20 protein-coding genes are annotated in these 15,043 nt (G+C 65.7%); 12 read left to right on the top strand and 8 right to left on the bottom strand.

Features of this window, described 5'->3' with window-relative positions; all coding sequences use genetic code 11:
- Nucleotides 1-27: 27 nt before the first annotated feature.
- The 3 genes from WMN78_RS16245 to WMN78_RS16235 all read right to left on the bottom strand — a co-directional run bounded on the left by WMN78_RS16245 (nucleotide 28) and on the right by WMN78_RS16235 (nucleotide 1,969).
- Nucleotides 28-657, bottom strand: a complete 630-nt coding sequence (locus WMN78_RS16245) for a response regulator transcription factor (protein WP_340534763.1) — start codon at nucleotides 655-657, stop codon at nucleotides 28-30.
- Nucleotides 647-1,360 (bottom strand): hypothetical protein, encoded by a 714-nt coding sequence (locus WMN78_RS16240; protein ID WP_340534762.1) that lies wholly within the window; start codon nucleotides 1,358-1,360, stop codon nucleotides 647-649. The genes WMN78_RS16245 and WMN78_RS16240 overlap by 11 nt, the downstream gene beginning before the upstream one ends.
- 129 nt (nucleotides 1,361-1,489) lie before the next feature.
- On the bottom strand, nucleotides 1,490-1,969 hold the full coding sequence (locus tag WMN78_RS16235; RefSeq protein ID WP_340534761.1) for a universal stress protein: 480 nt from the start codon (nucleotides 1,967-1,969) through the stop codon (nucleotides 1,490-1,492).
- A 61-nt stretch (nucleotides 1,970-2,030) separates the two neighbouring features.
- Between WMN78_RS16235 and WMN78_RS16230 the strand changes: the two genes are divergently transcribed.
- From WMN78_RS16230 to WMN78_RS16210, 5 genes are all read left to right on the top strand, one after another.
- Nucleotides 2,031-2,420: a DUF3040 domain-containing protein gene (locus WMN78_RS16230; RefSeq protein ID WP_340534760.1), complete on the top strand. Its 390-nt coding sequence runs from the start codon at nucleotides 2,031-2,033 to the stop codon at nucleotides 2,418-2,420.
- A gap of 103 nt (nucleotides 2,421-2,523) precedes the next feature.
- Nucleotides 2,524-2,664: a hypothetical protein gene (locus WMN78_RS16225; protein ID WP_340534759.1), complete on the top strand. Its 141-nt coding sequence runs from the start codon at nucleotides 2,524-2,526 to the stop codon at nucleotides 2,662-2,664.
- Between the two features lie 155 nt (nucleotides 2,665-2,819).
- Nucleotides 2,820-3,692, top strand: a complete 873-nt coding sequence (locus tag WMN78_RS16220; protein WP_340534758.1) for an NAD(P)-dependent oxidoreductase — start codon at nucleotides 2,820-2,822, stop codon at nucleotides 3,690-3,692.
- A gap of 7 nt (nucleotides 3,693-3,699) precedes the next feature.
- A complete protein-coding gene (locus WMN78_RS16215; protein WP_340534757.1) occupies nucleotides 3,700-4,731 on the top strand; it encodes an aldo/keto reductase in 1,032 nt (343 codons plus the stop codon).
- A 145-nt stretch (nucleotides 4,732-4,876) separates the two neighbouring features.
- Nucleotides 4,877-5,680, top strand: a complete 804-nt coding sequence (locus WMN78_RS16210) for an NYN domain-containing protein (protein ID WP_340534756.1) — start codon at nucleotides 4,877-4,879, stop codon at nucleotides 5,678-5,680.
- A 4-nt stretch (nucleotides 5,681-5,684) separates the two neighbouring features.
- On the opposite strand, the gene WMN78_RS16205 is transcribed toward WMN78_RS16210, so the two are convergent.
- A complete protein-coding gene (locus WMN78_RS16205) occupies nucleotides 5,685-5,900 on the bottom strand; it encodes a hypothetical protein (RefSeq protein WP_340534755.1) in 216 nt (71 codons plus the stop codon).
- Between the two features lie 279 nt (nucleotides 5,901-6,179).
- Nucleotides 6,180-7,289, bottom strand: coding sequence for a DNA alkylation repair protein (locus tag WMN78_RS16200; protein WP_340534754.1), 1,110 nt, complete (start codon nucleotides 7,287-7,289; stop codon nucleotides 6,180-6,182).
- Between the two features lie 149 nt (nucleotides 7,290-7,438).
- Here WMN78_RS16200 and WMN78_RS16195 point away from each other — a divergent pair, with 149 nt between their 5' ends.
- Entirely contained in the window at nucleotides 7,439-8,221 is a 783-nt protein-coding gene (locus WMN78_RS16195) for a phosphatase PAP2 family protein (RefSeq protein ID WP_340534753.1), read from the top strand.
- A gap of 6 nt (nucleotides 8,222-8,227) precedes the next feature.
- Nucleotides 8,228-8,533, top strand: a complete 306-nt coding sequence (locus WMN78_RS16190; protein ID WP_340534752.1) for an MmcQ/YjbR family DNA-binding protein — start codon at nucleotides 8,228-8,230, stop codon at nucleotides 8,531-8,533.
- 8 nt (nucleotides 8,534-8,541) lie between these two features.
- On the opposite strand, the gene WMN78_RS16185 is transcribed toward WMN78_RS16190, so the two are convergent.
- Nucleotides 8,542-8,859 (bottom strand): MerR family transcriptional regulator, encoded by a 318-nt coding sequence (locus WMN78_RS16185; protein ID WP_340534751.1) that lies wholly within the window; start codon nucleotides 8,857-8,859, stop codon nucleotides 8,542-8,544.
- A 143-nt stretch (nucleotides 8,860-9,002) separates the two neighbouring features.
- Between WMN78_RS16185 and WMN78_RS16180 the strand changes: the two genes are divergently transcribed.
- The 5 genes from WMN78_RS16180 to WMN78_RS16160 all read left to right on the top strand — a co-directional run bounded on the left by WMN78_RS16180 (nucleotide 9,003) and on the right by WMN78_RS16160 (nucleotide 12,980).
- Nucleotides 9,003-9,428 carry an Hsp20/alpha crystallin family protein gene (locus WMN78_RS16180; protein WP_340534794.1) on the top strand — a complete coding sequence of 142 codons (426 nt, stop codon included), beginning with the start codon at nucleotides 9,003-9,005 and terminating at the stop codon, nucleotides 9,426-9,428.
- Nucleotides 9,429-9,505: 77 nt separating this feature from the next.
- Nucleotides 9,506-9,937 carry a J domain-containing protein gene (locus WMN78_RS16175; protein ID WP_340534750.1) on the top strand — a complete coding sequence of 144 codons (432 nt, stop codon included), beginning with the start codon at nucleotides 9,506-9,508 and terminating at the stop codon, nucleotides 9,935-9,937.
- An 18-nt stretch (nucleotides 9,938-9,955) separates the two neighbouring features.
- On the top strand, nucleotides 9,956-10,345 hold the full coding sequence (locus tag WMN78_RS16170; RefSeq protein WP_340534749.1) for a hypothetical protein: 390 nt from the start codon (nucleotides 9,956-9,958) through the stop codon (nucleotides 10,343-10,345).
- A 40-nt stretch (nucleotides 10,346-10,385) separates the two neighbouring features.
- Entirely contained in the window at nucleotides 10,386-11,885 is a 1,500-nt protein-coding gene (locus tag WMN78_RS16165) for a GH1 family beta-glucosidase (protein ID WP_340534748.1), read from the top strand.
- Between the two features lie 54 nt (nucleotides 11,886-11,939).
- Nucleotides 11,940-12,980, top strand: coding sequence for an AAA family ATPase (locus WMN78_RS16160; protein ID WP_340534747.1), 1,041 nt, complete (start codon nucleotides 11,940-11,942; stop codon nucleotides 12,978-12,980).
- 168 nt (nucleotides 12,981-13,148) lie between these two features.
- On the opposite strand, the gene WMN78_RS16155 is transcribed toward WMN78_RS16160, so the two are convergent.
- Both WMN78_RS16155 and WMN78_RS16150 read right to left on the bottom strand, forming a co-directional pair.
- Nucleotides 13,149-14,207 carry an App1 family protein gene (locus WMN78_RS16155; RefSeq protein ID WP_340534746.1) on the bottom strand — a complete coding sequence of 353 codons (1,059 nt, stop codon included), beginning with the start codon at nucleotides 14,205-14,207 and terminating at the stop codon, nucleotides 13,149-13,151.
- 73 nt (nucleotides 14,208-14,280) lie between these two features.
- The gene (locus tag WMN78_RS16150; RefSeq protein ID WP_340534745.1) at nucleotides 14,281-15,012 is read right to left on the bottom strand and encodes a DUF72 domain-containing protein; all 732 of its coding nucleotides are present in this window, start codon (nucleotides 15,010-15,012) and stop codon (nucleotides 14,281-14,283) included.
- Between the last annotated feature and the right edge of the window lie 31 nt (nucleotides 15,013-15,043).

Genomic DNA, 15,043 nt, shown 5'->3' with positions numbered 1-15,043 from the left:
CGCAGTGACCCCGTCCGGGCAGTACGCCTAGCCCCGCAGCTCGAAGCCCAGTTTCGTGAGTATTCCGGCCACCTGGACTTTAACGGCCGTCCGGGCAAAGCGCGTTTCCTCGCTGATCTGGCGGTTGGTCAGCCCCTGCCCCATCAGGGCAAGGACCCTCAGCTCCTGCGAACTCAGGCCGTTGTGGGCGCGGCTGACCTGCGCCCGGTACAGCCGCTCCATGACTTGGCGCTCGACGCCGGGCTCCAGTAATGATTCGCCGGTGGCCACCCGGCGGATTCCCTCCAGGAGTGCGGTCCCGGGCAACTGCCGGAGGACATAGCCGGCCGCCCCGGCCAGTACCGCGCCGCTGAGGGCATGGTCGTCGTCGTAACTGCTCAGGAGCAGGCACCGGAGGCCCGGGTTGTCGGAAAGAATTTCCCGGCACACTTCGATGCCGGTGCCATCCGGCAGGTGGGCTCCGATCACCACCAGGTCGGGGCTCACCCCCGGGATCACGCGGCTCGCCTCGGAAGCCGAGCCGCTTTCGCCAACCACCTGGAAGTGCGCCTCTTCCAGCAGCTCGCGGATGCCCACCCGGACCAGGGCATGGCTGTCCAGGATAAATACGCGCGTCCCCCCAACACCGTTGTTCCGGATTGCTGGGTCAGCGGCCACCGTGAGCCTCACCCAGTCCTGGCTTCATCGGGTCGGCGACAGCATGGCCCGTGTGCCGGCTGCCGCCTCGGCGGCTTAGGAAGGCGTAGTACAAGAGGCCCAGACCGGCCACTAAAGGCACCACGGCGGTGAGGTATTCCATGGCGCGGAAACTTACGGCGGACTGAATGGCAAAGGACAGCCCCAGAACGGCCAGGCCCGCCGCCGGAATCAACGGCCACTTCATCCGCTCGGGCGTGACGGTCAGCGAGGCAAAGGTTGCGGCAAGACCCAGGAACAGCACGGCCGCCGCGGGCGAACCGTCCAGCGCCGGGGGCAACGCCACCACCAGGGCGAGGGTAAGCATCACCCCGCACGGAATCAGGGCCCACCAGTTGGCCCGCACCCGTATGTATACCGCTGCAAATCCTGCGCAGATGAACAGGAAGAACAACGAGCCCGGCCAGTCCCCGGCTGATTCGGGCCACAGTTGCGTGGTGGCGGACACCGCGGCCAGCCCCAGGAGGACAAACCCCGGAATGGCCGCCCACCAGTAGTCGCGGCTCCTGGAAAACACCGCCAGGAAAACTGCGCCGGCGGTGCCGAAGATGAACGGCCACACCAGTAGCGCCGTATCGAGGACACGCAGGGCGTCCAGCAGTAGCAGGACGCCGGCAAGCAGGAGGACTGCGCCTGCGATGATGCTCGCCGTTGCTGCTTTCATGACGACGCTCCCGGAACTTGGGTGCGCGGTGCCTGCCGCGCTAGTGCATTCAGGTTAGGTATTGGATGCAAACCGGGATCAGGGGACAAAGTCACTGAATGCCCGGGCTCGCAGGGGAAGTGCCGGCTCTCACCCGGACGTTGGACCGGCTGCCGGCTCGGCCACCTTGGAGTCCTGGCCCACCACCAGGACGGGGCAGTGGGCGTGCGCAGCGCAGGCCCCGCTCACGGATCCCATGACCTGGGAGAGGAAGCCGCCTTCCCCCCGGCGGCCCACCACCAGCAATTGGGCATCTCGGCTTTCATCGACCAGCGTCTTTGCCGCCGGACCGAATTTCACGGTGCGGGAAAGCCTTTCCGGAGGCGATGCCCCAAAGGCCCTCTCCACCGCCTGGTCAACCAGGCGCTTGGCCGTCTCCTCGAGTTCCTCCATGCTGGGGACGCGCCCGGCGGGCATGTGGGACGCGAGGTAGAAATCAGAGGTTCCCAGGCACGTGATGATCTCCAGCGGGGCATTGAGGCTGCCGGCCATTCGTCCGGCGAGCTGCAGTGCGGCAGTGGAGAACTCGGAACCGTCCACGCCCACCACGATGCGCTCTTCAGTGTTCATGGATTCCAGCGTGCACCGCCCGGATCCGCCTGCCTAGGGTCCAAAGTCACCGGGGTTCCCCATGTCTTTCGGCTCTATTGACTTTGCCGCCGTAGGGACCATCCTTAATATCAATCCGGTTCGGAGGTCAATGATGCCGCTTTCTGAACATGAAAAGGACGTCCTCAGGCAGATGGAGCAGTCGCTTCACGAGGACGATCCGCAATTCGCCGCGCGTATGGAAGGCCAGTCCTGGTCACTGATGCGTCGGGTGGTACTCGGCGCCTTGTGCGTGGTCTGCGGGTTCCTCACCGTGATCGCGGGCGCGGCCCTGCACGTTGTGTATCTGGGCGTCGCCGGGTTTGCCGTGATGGTGGCCGGCGGTTACTACGCATCCCTGGGCATCAGTCCGAGCAGGCTTCGCTTCGGGCGTCCGAGCATGGGTTTGCCGGGCCAATCGCAGCATATCTAGGGCCCAGCCTCGATGACCTCACGTAGCCGGGTGCCGGGCGCCGCCCCGGACGCCGAAGGTCCCGTGCGGGCCCGTAGGCTCCTCCGCCTGGCCTGGATTGCTGTTGCTGCCATTCCCGTCGCGTTCGTGGCCGGCATGGTCATCGGCGCAGGGCTACTCACCATGCAGGGCGGTCATCGGCATCGTGGCGGCCGCCTTCACCATCATCACGAACACCCTTCCGCTGCTGCTCCGGATCGGCTGAGGGCCGCCGGAAGGCGGGGGCGCTCCTTCCTAGGACTCAGAGGGCCAGCCTGAAGGGCTGCGTTCATGCCGTCGCGCCCCTAGGGTGGAATGACGACGGCGGCGGCCGGCAGTCGCGGAAGACGGCATGCCGCCAACTACCCAGAGGAGTTCCTGATGAGAGTTGCTGTAACCGGAGGAAGCGGAAAGCTGGGCAGGAGCGTGGTCCGCAGGCTAACCGAGGACGGCCACGATGTCCTGAACCTGGACCGCACCGGCGCCAGAGGCCGCGGTTTTACCGAGGTGGACCTGCGCAATTACGGGCAGGTCCTGGACGCCATCCTTGGCCTGGATGACCGCCACGCGGGCTTTGACGCGATCGTGCACCTGGGGGCCATCCCGGCTCCGGGCCTCGCCCCCGATGCCGCCACCTTCGAGAACAACATGCTCGCCACGTACAACGTCTTCCAGGCGGCCCGCAGGGCCGGAATCAAGAAGGTGGTGTACGCCTCCAGCGAGACGGTGCTGGGACTGCCGTTCGACGTCGACCCTCCCTACATTCCGGTGGACGAGGAATACCCGGCACGGCCGGAAAGCACCTACTCGCTGGTGAAGCACCTGGAGGAGCAGATGGCCATCCAGCTGACCCGCTGGGACCCGGAGCTGAGCATCACCGGCCTGCGGTTCTCCAACGTGATGGACCCTGAGGACTACGAGGACTTTCCCTCCTTCGACGCCGACGCCACGCTGCGGAAATGGAACCTGTGGGGCTACATCGACGGCCGGGACGGCGCACAGGCCGTGGCCCGCGCCCTGGAGCACGGCAAGCCCGGCTTCGAGGCGTTCATCATAGCCAACGAGGACACTGTGATGAGCCGGTCCAGCGCGAGCCTCGCGGCGGAAGTCTTTCCCGGCGTCAAGGTGGTCAAGGAGCTCGGCGAACACGAGACCATGCTTTCCATCGACAAAGCCAAGCGCCTGCTGGGGTTCGCCCCGGAGCACACCTGGCGCAGCTACCACTCGAACCGCACCACACCCACCGAGGACTAGGAGAACCATGCAATACCGCACACTGGGCAACAGCGGCGCCGTCGTTTCCAATTACGCGCTGGGCACCATGACCTTCGGCGCCGAAGCCACCGAGGAAACGTCCTTTGCCATCCTTGACGATTACTTCGCAGCGGGCGGCAACTTCATCGACACGGCGGACGTCTACAGCCAGGGCGTCTCGGAACAGATCATCGGCCGCTGGCTGGCCGCCCGTCCCGAGGTCAGGGACCGTGCCATCGTGGCCACCAAGGGCCGCTTCCCCATGGGCCAGGCCCCGAACGACCTGGGAACCTCCCGCCGCCACCTAACCCGCGCCCTCGATGACTCGCTGCGCCGGCTCGGCGTCGAACAGATCGACCTGTACCAGATGCATGCGTGGGACCCCATCACGCCGCTGGAGGAGACACTGCGCTTCCTGCACGACTCCGTCAGCAGCGGCAAAATCGCCTACTACGGCTTCTCCAACTTCCTGGGCTGGCAGCTGACCAAGGCGGTCCACCTCGCCACAGCGCACGGCTGGAGCGCGCCGGTGACTCTGCAGCCGCAGTACAGCCTGCTGGTCCGGGAGATCGAGTCGGAGATTGTTCCGGCGTCGCTGGATGCCGGGATCGGCCTGCTGCCGTGGTCGCCCCTGGGCGGCGGCTGGCTCTCCGGCAAATACAAGCGCGACGAGGCACCGGCCGGCGCCACCCGGCTCGGCGAGAACCCCAAGCGCGGCATGGAAGCCTGGCAGGCCCGCAACGACGATCAGCGCACCTGGGAGGTCATCGGAACCGTTGAGAAAATCGCCGCGGACCACGGCGTAAGTGCCTCGCAGGTGTCCCTGGCATGGCTGGCGGACCGCCCGGCGGTCACTTCGGTGATCCTCGGGGCCCGCACCAGGGAGCAGCTGGCGGACAACCTTGCGGCCGCGGACCTGGAGCTGACCGGCGAGGAAACCCGCCGGCTTACCGAGGCCAGCCAGCCCCGTGTCGGCGTGTACCCGTACGGTCCAATGGCCCAGGAGCAGCGAAACCGGAAGATTGAAGGCGGACGCTAGCCGGCGCGGACTGAGTCCCTGACAAAGGAGGCCGACGGCGGCACTTGCCTGCCGACGTCGGCCTCCTTTCTGGTCCCGCAGGCGCTCCGCCGCGCCCTGCGGGCGGTAGGATCTGTTTACTATTCGCTGGGGGAGGACGGTTTACGTGGCAGGGTCGCAGCAACGGAACGTGGCCATTTTCCTGGACATGGAGAATCTCTTCGGCGGGTATAAGAACGACGTCACGTCCGTGCCGCTCGCCACGGTGGTCCGGGACATCGAGAAGGTCGTCCGGGACACCGGCCTCGGCGGGCAGACAGCCCTGTCCCGGGCGTATGCCAACTGGGGCCGGGCTGACATGGCCGCCTACCGCAGCCAGTTGCTGGCACACAACATCAAGCCCGTGCAGATTTATTCGTTCGACCAGAGCAGCAAGAACGCCGCGGACATTGAACTGGTGGTGGACGCGCTGGAAGTGGCTGCGGACATGCCGTGGATTGAGCTCTTCGTGATCGTGAGCGGCGACGGTGACTTCGTCCCGCTCCTCCGCCGCCTGCATGCGCTGGGAAAGCGCTCGCTGGTGGCCACCACCTCGCAGCCCAAGGCAGGCGTCGTCAACAAGGTACTGCAGTCCGTTGCCGACCATTTCCATGTCATCGACATCCCCACGCCGCCGGCCCCAACAACGGTGACTCCTGCAAAACCTGCGAAAAAGAAGACCCAGGCGCCGCACACCGAGCTCGAACTCTACAAAGCGAGTGTCCACGCGTTCCTCAAGGACGATCCCACTCTCTGGGTGCAAGGCCTGGTGAACGCACCCCGCCTCGGCCAGCTCCTGAGGGACCGCTGGCCCAACGTGACCTACAAGACCTTCGGCTACAAGACCCTGACGTCGTTTGCCGAGGAAGGCTGCGGACTCAAAGTGATCAGCACTCCCGCCGCCGGACCAAAGGTCCGCGCCAAAGTGTGAGCCTTCAGCTGACAGGGAGGACCTCGTAGCCGTCGGCCTTGGACACGAGTTGGCGGCCGTGGTTGCCGTCGAAGCGGAGCCACATCACGGCGGAATCGTGAGTGGCGTCCTCCACCTCGCCGGTGCGGACAACCCTGCCGTCGAGCCGCAGTTCAACCCGGCTGCCAATCAGCTGCTGCCAGTCGCGGGCTGTTTCAGGAACGGGGGCGGGGGCGGTCATTCCGGGTCCTTATCTGTGATCGCTAACAATTATGGAATGCTATCCGCGCCTGCACTGTGAAGCAAATCACATTGAGCCTGCGGCGTGTTTTCGGGCGCGCGCGGTGTGCGCAGACGCCGCGCGCGCCGGGCGGAGAAAGCCGACCGGCGCGCGCCAGGCTGGAAGTCAGGCCCGGGCGCCGAGGCCCGGAACGCCGTCGTGGATCTCGAAGGTAGCCTTGGTGCTGACGGGCGGCCTGCCGTGGTGACGAAGTCCAGCACGCGGAAATCCGCCTGCAGGTCAGACCTCGACGAGGAACTGCGTGGGAGCGTACCGGACGCCGTTGATCTGGAGTTCCAGAGCGTGGCTGCCCGGGTGGTGCACCCGGGTGGTCATCTGTCGGAAGGCGTGGCGCTTGGACACGGTCCGGGTTTCGCCGGGGTCCAGGGTCAGGGCAGCAAGTTTGAAGACCTTTTCCGATTGCGAGCCGTTCGCCTTCATATAGTGCACGATGTAGTCCACAGCGAGCCTGGCCGGACCGGCCCCAGTGTTGGAGATCTCGAATTCGAAGCCGAGGTCTGCCGGAAGCGTCACGGTGTCCCGGTCCAGCCTCGGCGGAGTCACTGCAAGGGATGCCGGAGCGAATCCTTGCAGGGCCAGGGCGCCCGGATGGGCTTTTTTGATCAGGGTGCGCAGCCCGTGTCGGACCACCCACGGGGTGTTGGCATCCGGTGCGGCCGCCCATGCTCCGGCCGCGGCCAGCACCGCCTCGGGGGAATGGCGTGCCAGGTCGTTGAGGTGGTTCGCCACTGAACGCCGGACATACTCGTCCGGGTCCCGGTACAGGGCGTCAAGGATGGGGACCGTGGCTTCGGGCCGCTGGATCAGGCCCGGAATCCGGACAGCCCAGGGGAGGTAGGGGCGGGTCCCTTCGCTGGCGAGGCGGCGGACGTGCGCGTCCGGGTGGGCGGTCCAGGTCAGCACGACGGCGAGGGCCCGGTCCAGGTCGGCGGCCAGCAGCCGCCGGATGGCAAATTCCCCGGTCAGCCGCGGAGTCAGTTCGGCGAGGAGCTGCAGGCAGTCCTCAAAGTCTGTGGATCCGGATGATTCGAGGGCGAGCGTCACTGCCGTTTCCGTGACCGGCCAAATGGTCCAGCCGGTGAAGTCCGGGTCCGGAAGGGCGCTTCGGAAGGTACGCGCCGCCGTCGAATAATTCCGCTCGCCGGCAGCGGCGAAATCCGCGAGCAGCGCCCGGCTCACGTGGTCGGTGCGTTCACGGAGGCTCAGGTCATCCAGCGAGGTGCCGGCCTGCGTGACATTGGTCCAGGCTACGCCGGGGGCCGCCGCCGCGAGTACGCGCACCAGCCTGTTCACGGCCGCTCGGTCAATCAGTTCGTTCATGGCACCCATGCAGTCAGGCTACCGCTGCCGGCGTCCCGAGTCGGTTCCCTTGATGACCCGGCGGCCCGCATTGCCCGTGCCGACGCGAGCCAAAATTGCGGAACCGGGATAATCTCAGCGGACACAATTTTTTTAGACTGCATAGGCGGAAGCGGCACATGGCTGAAGATCGGACCCGGAAATCGCCCCACTGGTGGCGGGTCTTCCACGACAAGTTCGTGGTTGAAGAGCGGTACATGAGTGCTGCATCCCGAAAGAACCTCTACCGCATCGCCGTGATCCTGATGATCCTCGGTGCCGGCCTCTTCGTGCTGACCCTGACGGACGTCCTGGGAAGGGACGGGCTGACCGGGCTGGATGAGCCCGCACGCTCCTGGCTGGTCAGCCAGCGCTCGGAGCCGCTCACCGGCGTCATGATCTTCCTGGCGATCGTCTTCGGGCCCGTGGCGCTGCCGATCATCATCCTGGTGGTAACTGTGGTCTGGGGGGTCGCCGCTAAGCACGCCTGGCGCCCCCTGCTGCTGGCAGGGGCCATGCTCACCGGGGTTGCACTGGCGCAGATCATAGGGCGGTCAGTAGGTCGCCAGCGGCCGCCATTGGACCTCATGCTGTTTGGTCCCGATGTCACCTTCTCCTTCCCGTCCGGACACGTCCTCGGCGCCTGTGATTTCCTGCTGATCACCGCTTTCCTGGTCTTCTCACGACGCCAGAGCACCTGGCCCGCTGTGTTTGGCTTTGCCGGAGCCGCCGTCGGAATTGTCCTTGCCTCCGTCAGCCGGCTCTACCTGGGCTACCACTGGGTCAGCGACGCGCTGGCCTCACTGTTTATCTCTTTCGTGGTCTTGGGGGCCGTCATCGCGGTCGACACGTGGCGGACGGCCCGCATTCCGGGAGAACAGATCACCGGTGAACTGTCCAAGGCCGACACCATCGAAAGCTAGCGACAGGTGGCCTCCGAAGAAGACGTACGCCGCATCTGTCAGGCCCTGCCGGGCGTCACGGAGCGCCCCAGCTGGAACAAGCCTGCGTGGTTCGCGCGGACACTCATGGCCAGGCTATGGGAGGACGGCGTCCTCACGGTTAAGACGCTGGAACGGGAAGCGCTGGCCGGAACCGATCCCGAAACGTATTTCTGGACTCCGCACCACGAGCGCTCGCCCCAGTTGGTCCTGGTCCGCCTGGACCGGATCGATGTGGAGGAACTGGCGGAACTTCTTGAAGAGTCGTACCTCATCGCCGGCGGCCGGCCCTGAAGCCCGCGTCAGCCCTGCGGGCGTGAGCGCGCCCTTTTCAGTTCGATCCTGACTTTGTTCAGTTCGATCCGGAGCTTGCCATTGGCCGCTTCGAGTTCCAGCACCTTGGCCACTCCGGCCAGGTTGAGCCCTTCATCCAGCAGTTCGCCGATGCGTTTCAGCACGGTGAGGTCCGCATCGCTGTACTGCCGCGTCCCTCCGGAAGTGCGGTCCGGGGTGAGCAGGCCCTTCCTTTCGTAAAGCCTGATGTTCTGTTGGCCGGTACCCACCAGATGGGCCACCACGGAGATCGCGTACAGGCCTGTCTCCGCACTACGCGCTGCCATGGTCCTCCCAAAATTTTCCCGAAAAGCGTCTTGCAACAGTTTCTCACCGGTGCTATAAAAAATCTATACCCGCCAATACAGATTCCCAAGGGCGGGCACGCAAAAGAAAATGGAACAACCACAAGCTGAAGGAGTGGGAAATGATGTTGATGCGTACGGACCCGTTCCGTGAACTGGACAGGCTTACCCAGCAGGTGTTTGGCACCGCAGCCCGGCCTGCGGCCATGCCGATGGATGCCTGGCAGGAGGACGGGGAGTTCGTCGTCGCATTCGATCTGCCGGGAGTCGACGTCGACTCTGTGGACCTCAATATTGAGCGGAACGTGCTGACTGTGCGGGCTGAACGGCGCGATCAAACCCAGCCCAACGTGGAACTGGTCGTTTCGGAACGCCCACGCGGCGTCTTCAGCCGCCAGCTGATCCTCGGCGACACGCTGGATACGGACAACGTCAAGGCCAAGTACGACGCAGGCGTGCTGACTCTCCGTATCCCCGTTGCCGAACAGGCGAAGCCGCGCAAGATCGAGATCGAAACCAAGAACGACACGATGCACGAGATCAGCACCTAATCGCACGCGGAACCCGGGGCGGCAGCCGGCACTTGCCGGCCGCCGCCCCGCCACGCACCGGACAGTGTGACACGGCCATGAACGACCAGCTACCTGACTACTACGGCGTCCTCAACGTGGCCCGGACAGCCACGAGGCAGGAAATTGCGCGTGCCTACCGCGCGTTGATGCGCCAGCACCACCCCGATCTCGAGGGCGGCACCGCCGGGTCCAACGAAACCGCCGGGTCCAACGAAGGTGCCGGTGGAGTGGGCAGCATGGCAGGCGTCGGTACGGACAGCGGCGGCGATAGGGGGCTGTTGCGCATTATGGAAGCTTTTGCCGTGCTTCGGGATGCGAAATCGCGTGCGGCATACGACCGCGCCCTGTCCGTTCCCCACATCAGCAGCGGAGGGCCCCGGGAGGTGCCGGTCCGCCGGGTTAAAACTCCGCAGCCCCCGCTGCTGCGGGTCTCACCCGTGCTTTGGGAGCGCGGCCCCTGGCCGGGCGCCGGTACGGGTACTGGATAACAAGAGAAGGAGCATTCCATGAGCGCCTGGCGCCGCTACGATTCCCATCTGATTCCTGCGTTCCACGAACGCTTTGAAAAACGGTGGGGTCTGGGCACAGCCCCGTTCCTGGATCCGGAGGCGCACGAGGAGCCCCTCCCGCGGGCACAATGGATCCACCCGGAGACCGGCGCGGCACTGGCCGTGGTCCCCGTCTGGACACCGGATGACAGCCAGCACCGGTCCTTTGGGGTCTTTTACCTGCCGCCGGGAGGCGATATCTGGGTGCTGCGCCCGGGCTTCACGGGCTACCTTGAACCCGCAGCGGATGAAACGGAGCACCTGATTACCCTCCGTAACGACGCCTTCAAAAAAGCCCTGGCGCATGCCAAGGAGTTCCTCTTCGGCTCCGACGCGACGGTGCACTAAAATCAGTCCACCACCCGAAACTACATAAGGGATCAAGCAGATGAAGCACTCCGCCAAAGACCTGGCTGCCAGGATCCCGCCGTCCTTCACCATGGGCGTGGCCACCGCCGCTTTCCAGATTGAGGGCGCCCTTGACGAGGACGGCCGCGGACCGTCCGGCTGGGACATCTTCGCGCGGAAGCCCGGCGCAATAGTGGACGACCACAGCCCCGTCACCGCCTGCGACCACTACCACCGCATGCCCGAAGACGTTGCGCTGATGAAGGAACTGGGAATCGACTCCTACCGGTTCTCCCTGTCCTGGTCCCGCATCCAACCCGGCGGCAGCGGTCCGGTCAATCCCAAGGGCCTGGACTTCTACGACCGCCTGCTGGACCAGTTGCTGGCCAGCGGAATCTCGCCCATGATGACCCTTTACCACTGGGACACCCCGCTGCCGCTCGACGAGGCCGGCGGCTGGCTGAACCGGGACACGGCATACCGGCTCGGCGAGTTTGCTTCGATTGCGGCCGCAGCCTTCGGCGACCGTGTGGCCCGGTGGGTCACAGTGAATGAGCCGGCCACCGTGACCACCAATGGCTACGCCCTGGGGCTCCACGCGCCGGGCGAATCGCAGTTGCTCAAGGCTCTGCCCACGGTGCACCACCAGCTCCTCGGTCACGGCCTGGCAATGCAAGCACTCCGTGCGGCCAACGTCCCCGGCGAAATCGGCATCACCAATGTCTATTCGCCCATGGTTCCCGCCTCGATCAACCCGCTGGACAAGTTGAGCACGTCACTCATGGACGTTTTCCAGAACAGGCTGTTCGCGGATCCCGTGCTCCTCGGAAAGTATCCGGACATCATCCGGGCCGCCACCTTCTTCAGCTCGTTCAGCCCCTCCGATGAGGACATGCAGCTGATCTCCCAGCCGCTGGACTTCTATGGGCTCAACTACTACATGCCCACGCGGGTTGCGGCAGGCCCCGGCGACGGCGCCGTTCCCGCCGGGATGGCGGAGGCCATGGGGGATGACCTCAGTGGAAGCGCTCCCGGTGCGCCCTTCCATATCACCGAGTTTCCCGACGCCGAGACAACGGCGTACGGCTGGCCGATCAGGCCCGACTACATGCCGGTTGCCTTGGCGGAGATGGCCGAACGCTATCCCGACCTGCCGCCGGTCTTCATCACCGAGGGCGGAGCGAGCTTCGAGGACGTGGTGGTCCGGGACAAGGCCGGGGACAGGATCATCATTCCGGACGAGCGCCGCCTGCGCTATCTTGCCGAGCACATCTCCAGCGCAGTGCAGGCCACCAGCCCCGGAGGGCCTGCGGAGTCCATTGACCTGCGCGGCTACTACGTCTGGTCGCTGCTCGACAACTTCGAATGGTCCGCAGGCTATAAGCAGCCTTTCGGCCTGCTGCATGTTGACTTCGAGACGCTCACCAGGACACCCAAGGCGTCCTACTACTGGCTTCAGGAGCTGCAGGAAGCCCGCAGGGACGCGGCCGCGGCGGCCGTGGATGCGACTGCTGCCGGCGAACCGGAGCCGGTGGCCTGACGCACCAGACGCCGCGGAGCAGCCCGGTCGGGAATCGAGTACTACAGTGGATGTATGGCTGCCAGCCGCAATCCGCTCGACGACCTGCGCGAAACCATCGGCCATCTGGCCGATCAGCTAAAGCTGCACGGTTCGGACCGCGTTGACGACCTGGTCGGCGATCTCATCGGTGCGAGGCCCGGGCCGGCCCGGCCACTGTCCGAGGTGCAGGCCGAGCTCGACGCGCTGGTGGGACTGGAGACCGTGAAGGAACAGGTGCGGGCCCTCGTCGCACTGCTCCAGGTCCAAGCCCGCCGTAAGGCGCACGGCCTGCCGGAGGTGGCCACATCACAGCATCTGGTGTTCCTCGGAAACCCGGGCACGGGCAAGACCACCGTGGCGCGGCTCCTGGCCGAGATGTACCGCGCGGTCGGTCTGCTGCAGAAAGGCCACCTGGTCGAGGTCGACCGTTCGGGCCTGGTGGGGCAGTTCGTCGGCGCGACCGCCATCAAGACGGACCGGGTGATCCGGCGTGCGCTGGACGGCGTCCTGTTCATCGACGAGGCCTACGCGCTGGCCCCGGAGGACGGCCGGATGGACTTCGGCCCCGAGGCGATCGAGGTCCTGCTCAAGCGGATGGAGGACCACCGCCACCGCCTGGTCGTGATCGTCGCCGGGTACCCGCGGCTGATGGAGTCCTTCTTGCTCTCGAACCCCGGACTGCGCTCCCGGTTCGCCCGCGAGATCACGTTCCCCGACTACTCTGTCGACGCACTCCAGACGATCTTCCACCAGATGCTGGCCCAGCATGAGTACACGCTGGAGCCGGGTGCTGACCAGATGCTGCGCCGCATCCTCACCGGGCTCCACGCGGGCGAGGACTCCGGCAACGCACGGTTCGCCCGCACGCTGTTCGAGCAGGCGCTCAACCGCCAGGCGCTGCGGCTGTCGCTCGACGAGGAACAAAGTCTCGACGCACTCGATCGTGAGGCCCTCATGACGCTCACCGCGGACGACATCGTCGAGGCCGCGCTGGCCTTGGGCGAGGAGCCGGAGCCGGAACCGACGCCGGAACCGGAACCGGAGCAGTCACGCTGGTGGCGCTGGCTGGTCTGACCGGATCCGCGGCGGCTGTCAGGCGAATGCCCGTCCCGCCCCGAGCGGGAAAAAGCACAACTATTCCACTGTCGTGCAATGAAACTGCTCCCCGAAAGTCAGAACTGAATCTTCAGTCCAACTTTCGGGGAGCAGTTCAGAAGGGGCCGGCCTTTCCTGGTTCTTGACTCAGACGATTTTGAGGTCGGCGAGGCCCTTGGTGATGCCCGCGCCGTCGGGGGAGTAGATCCACGGGACCCTGGAGCCGGTGTGGTCCCCGGTCTCTGAGTGGCCGCCGGCCAGCACGGACTCGCCCACGGAGAGCTGGCGGATGGCGATGGCGGCCACGCGGTCGCCGTGTTCCCTGGCGAACTTCGAGTAGATCTGTTCATCATGCTGGCCGTTGTCGCCGATCAACAGCCACCGCATGTCCGGGAATTCCTTGGCAAGCCGCTCCAGGTTTCCGTTCTTGTGCTCCTGGCCGCTACGGAACCAGCGGTCCTGGGTCAGGCCCCAGTCCGTCAGGAGGAGGGGGCCGGCCGGGTACATGTTCCGGGTCAGGAACCGTGCCAGCGTGGGTGCGGCATTCCAGGGACCGGTGGACAGATAGATCACCGGGGCATCGGGGTGTTCCACCACCAGCCGGTCCATGAGCACCGGCATGCCCGGCGTGGCCATGCGTGCCCGCTCACTGAGCACGAACGTGTTCCACAGGGCCAGGAACGGCCTGGGCAGCGCCGTGACCATCACAGTGTCATCGATATCCGACACGATGCCGAACTTGGTGTCGGGGCCTATGACAATAATGCTGGCCTTCACGGCCTCGGTTCCCTCAGCCCGCAGGGTCGCTGTGTGCCAGCCGGGGGAGAGCTCAACATTGACCACGGTGTCAATCAGCCCGCCGCGGTCCGCCTTGACGCGCGTGGTCACACCCTCGATGTCGATTTCCACGTCGGTGAACTGCAGGGGCACGCTGGTGAAGGCCCGCCAGCCGCGGATGTTCTGGTTGCCGTTCTTGGCGGCGCGCTCGGCGTGGCTGCCCGGCGTCGGCCTGGTGGTCAGTACGACCCGGCCGAGGACCCGCACCCACGATGTGGAGCCATACCCCTGGTAGGCGACGGTCTGCGGAACAAAGTTCCAGCGCCGGGCCAGCTTGATGCGGACGCTGTTGACCGTGTCCGAGACTTTGTGTGCCGCCCGGAACGCGTGGTTTCCGGACAACGATGATTCCTGCGGCGCCGATTTCATGCCTCCACTCTGCCACAACGGCGCTCGTCGGCACCGGTGCGGTCCCACTAAGGCGCCGCACCGTAACAAGGACTCAGCCGGCCCCGAGCAGCCACCGCAGGGTATCGGCGTTCCGTACGGCGTTGCCGCCGCCGTCGTTGTTGAAATACACAAACACGTCCTTTCCCTGCCCCTGCCACTCGCGGATGCGGTCAGCCCACCAGCGAAGGTCATCCTCCGAATACGAGCCGCCGTAAAGGTAGTCGTGGTCCGGTCCGTGCAGGCGGACGTAAACGAAAGGCGCCGTGGCCCGCAGGATGCAGGGCAGGTTGGCGCCGCTCATGATGCAGTAGGCGGCCCCGTGGCGCTCCAGCAGGGCGTACACCTCCGGGTGGTCCCAGCTGGGGTGGCGGAACTCCACCGCCACGCGCACCCACCACGGCAGGGCGGCGAGGAAGTAGCCAAGACGGGCGTCGTCGCGGCCGAATCCCGGCGGGAGCTGGACCAGCAGGACCGCCCTCTTATCACCCAGCTCATGCCAGCACCTGATGATCCGCTCCACCCAGACTTCGGGGCCGTAGAGCTTCTTCGCGTGGGTCAGGCCGCGCGGGGCTTTGACGGACATCACGAATCCCTCGGGCAGGCGCCGGCGCCAGCTGGCGAAGGACGACTCCCGCGGCCAGCGGTAGAAGCTTGCGTTCAGCTCAACCGTGCCGAAGCGCGCCACGTAGTAAGCCAGCCGGTCGCGGGCCGGAAGTCCCGGCGGATAAAGCACGTTCTCCCAGTGGTCATAGCTCCAGCCGGAAGTGCCGATGTGGATACCCATAGTGTGCCTGGACGCCAGTCAGCCGTCGGGC

The sequence above is a fragment of the Arthrobacter oryzae genome, from assembly GCF_037911235.1.
Lineage (GTDB): Bacteria > Actinomycetota > Actinomycetes > Actinomycetales > Micrococcaceae > Arthrobacter > Arthrobacter oryzae_E.
This window is presented reverse-complemented; position numbering and strand designations above follow the sequence as displayed.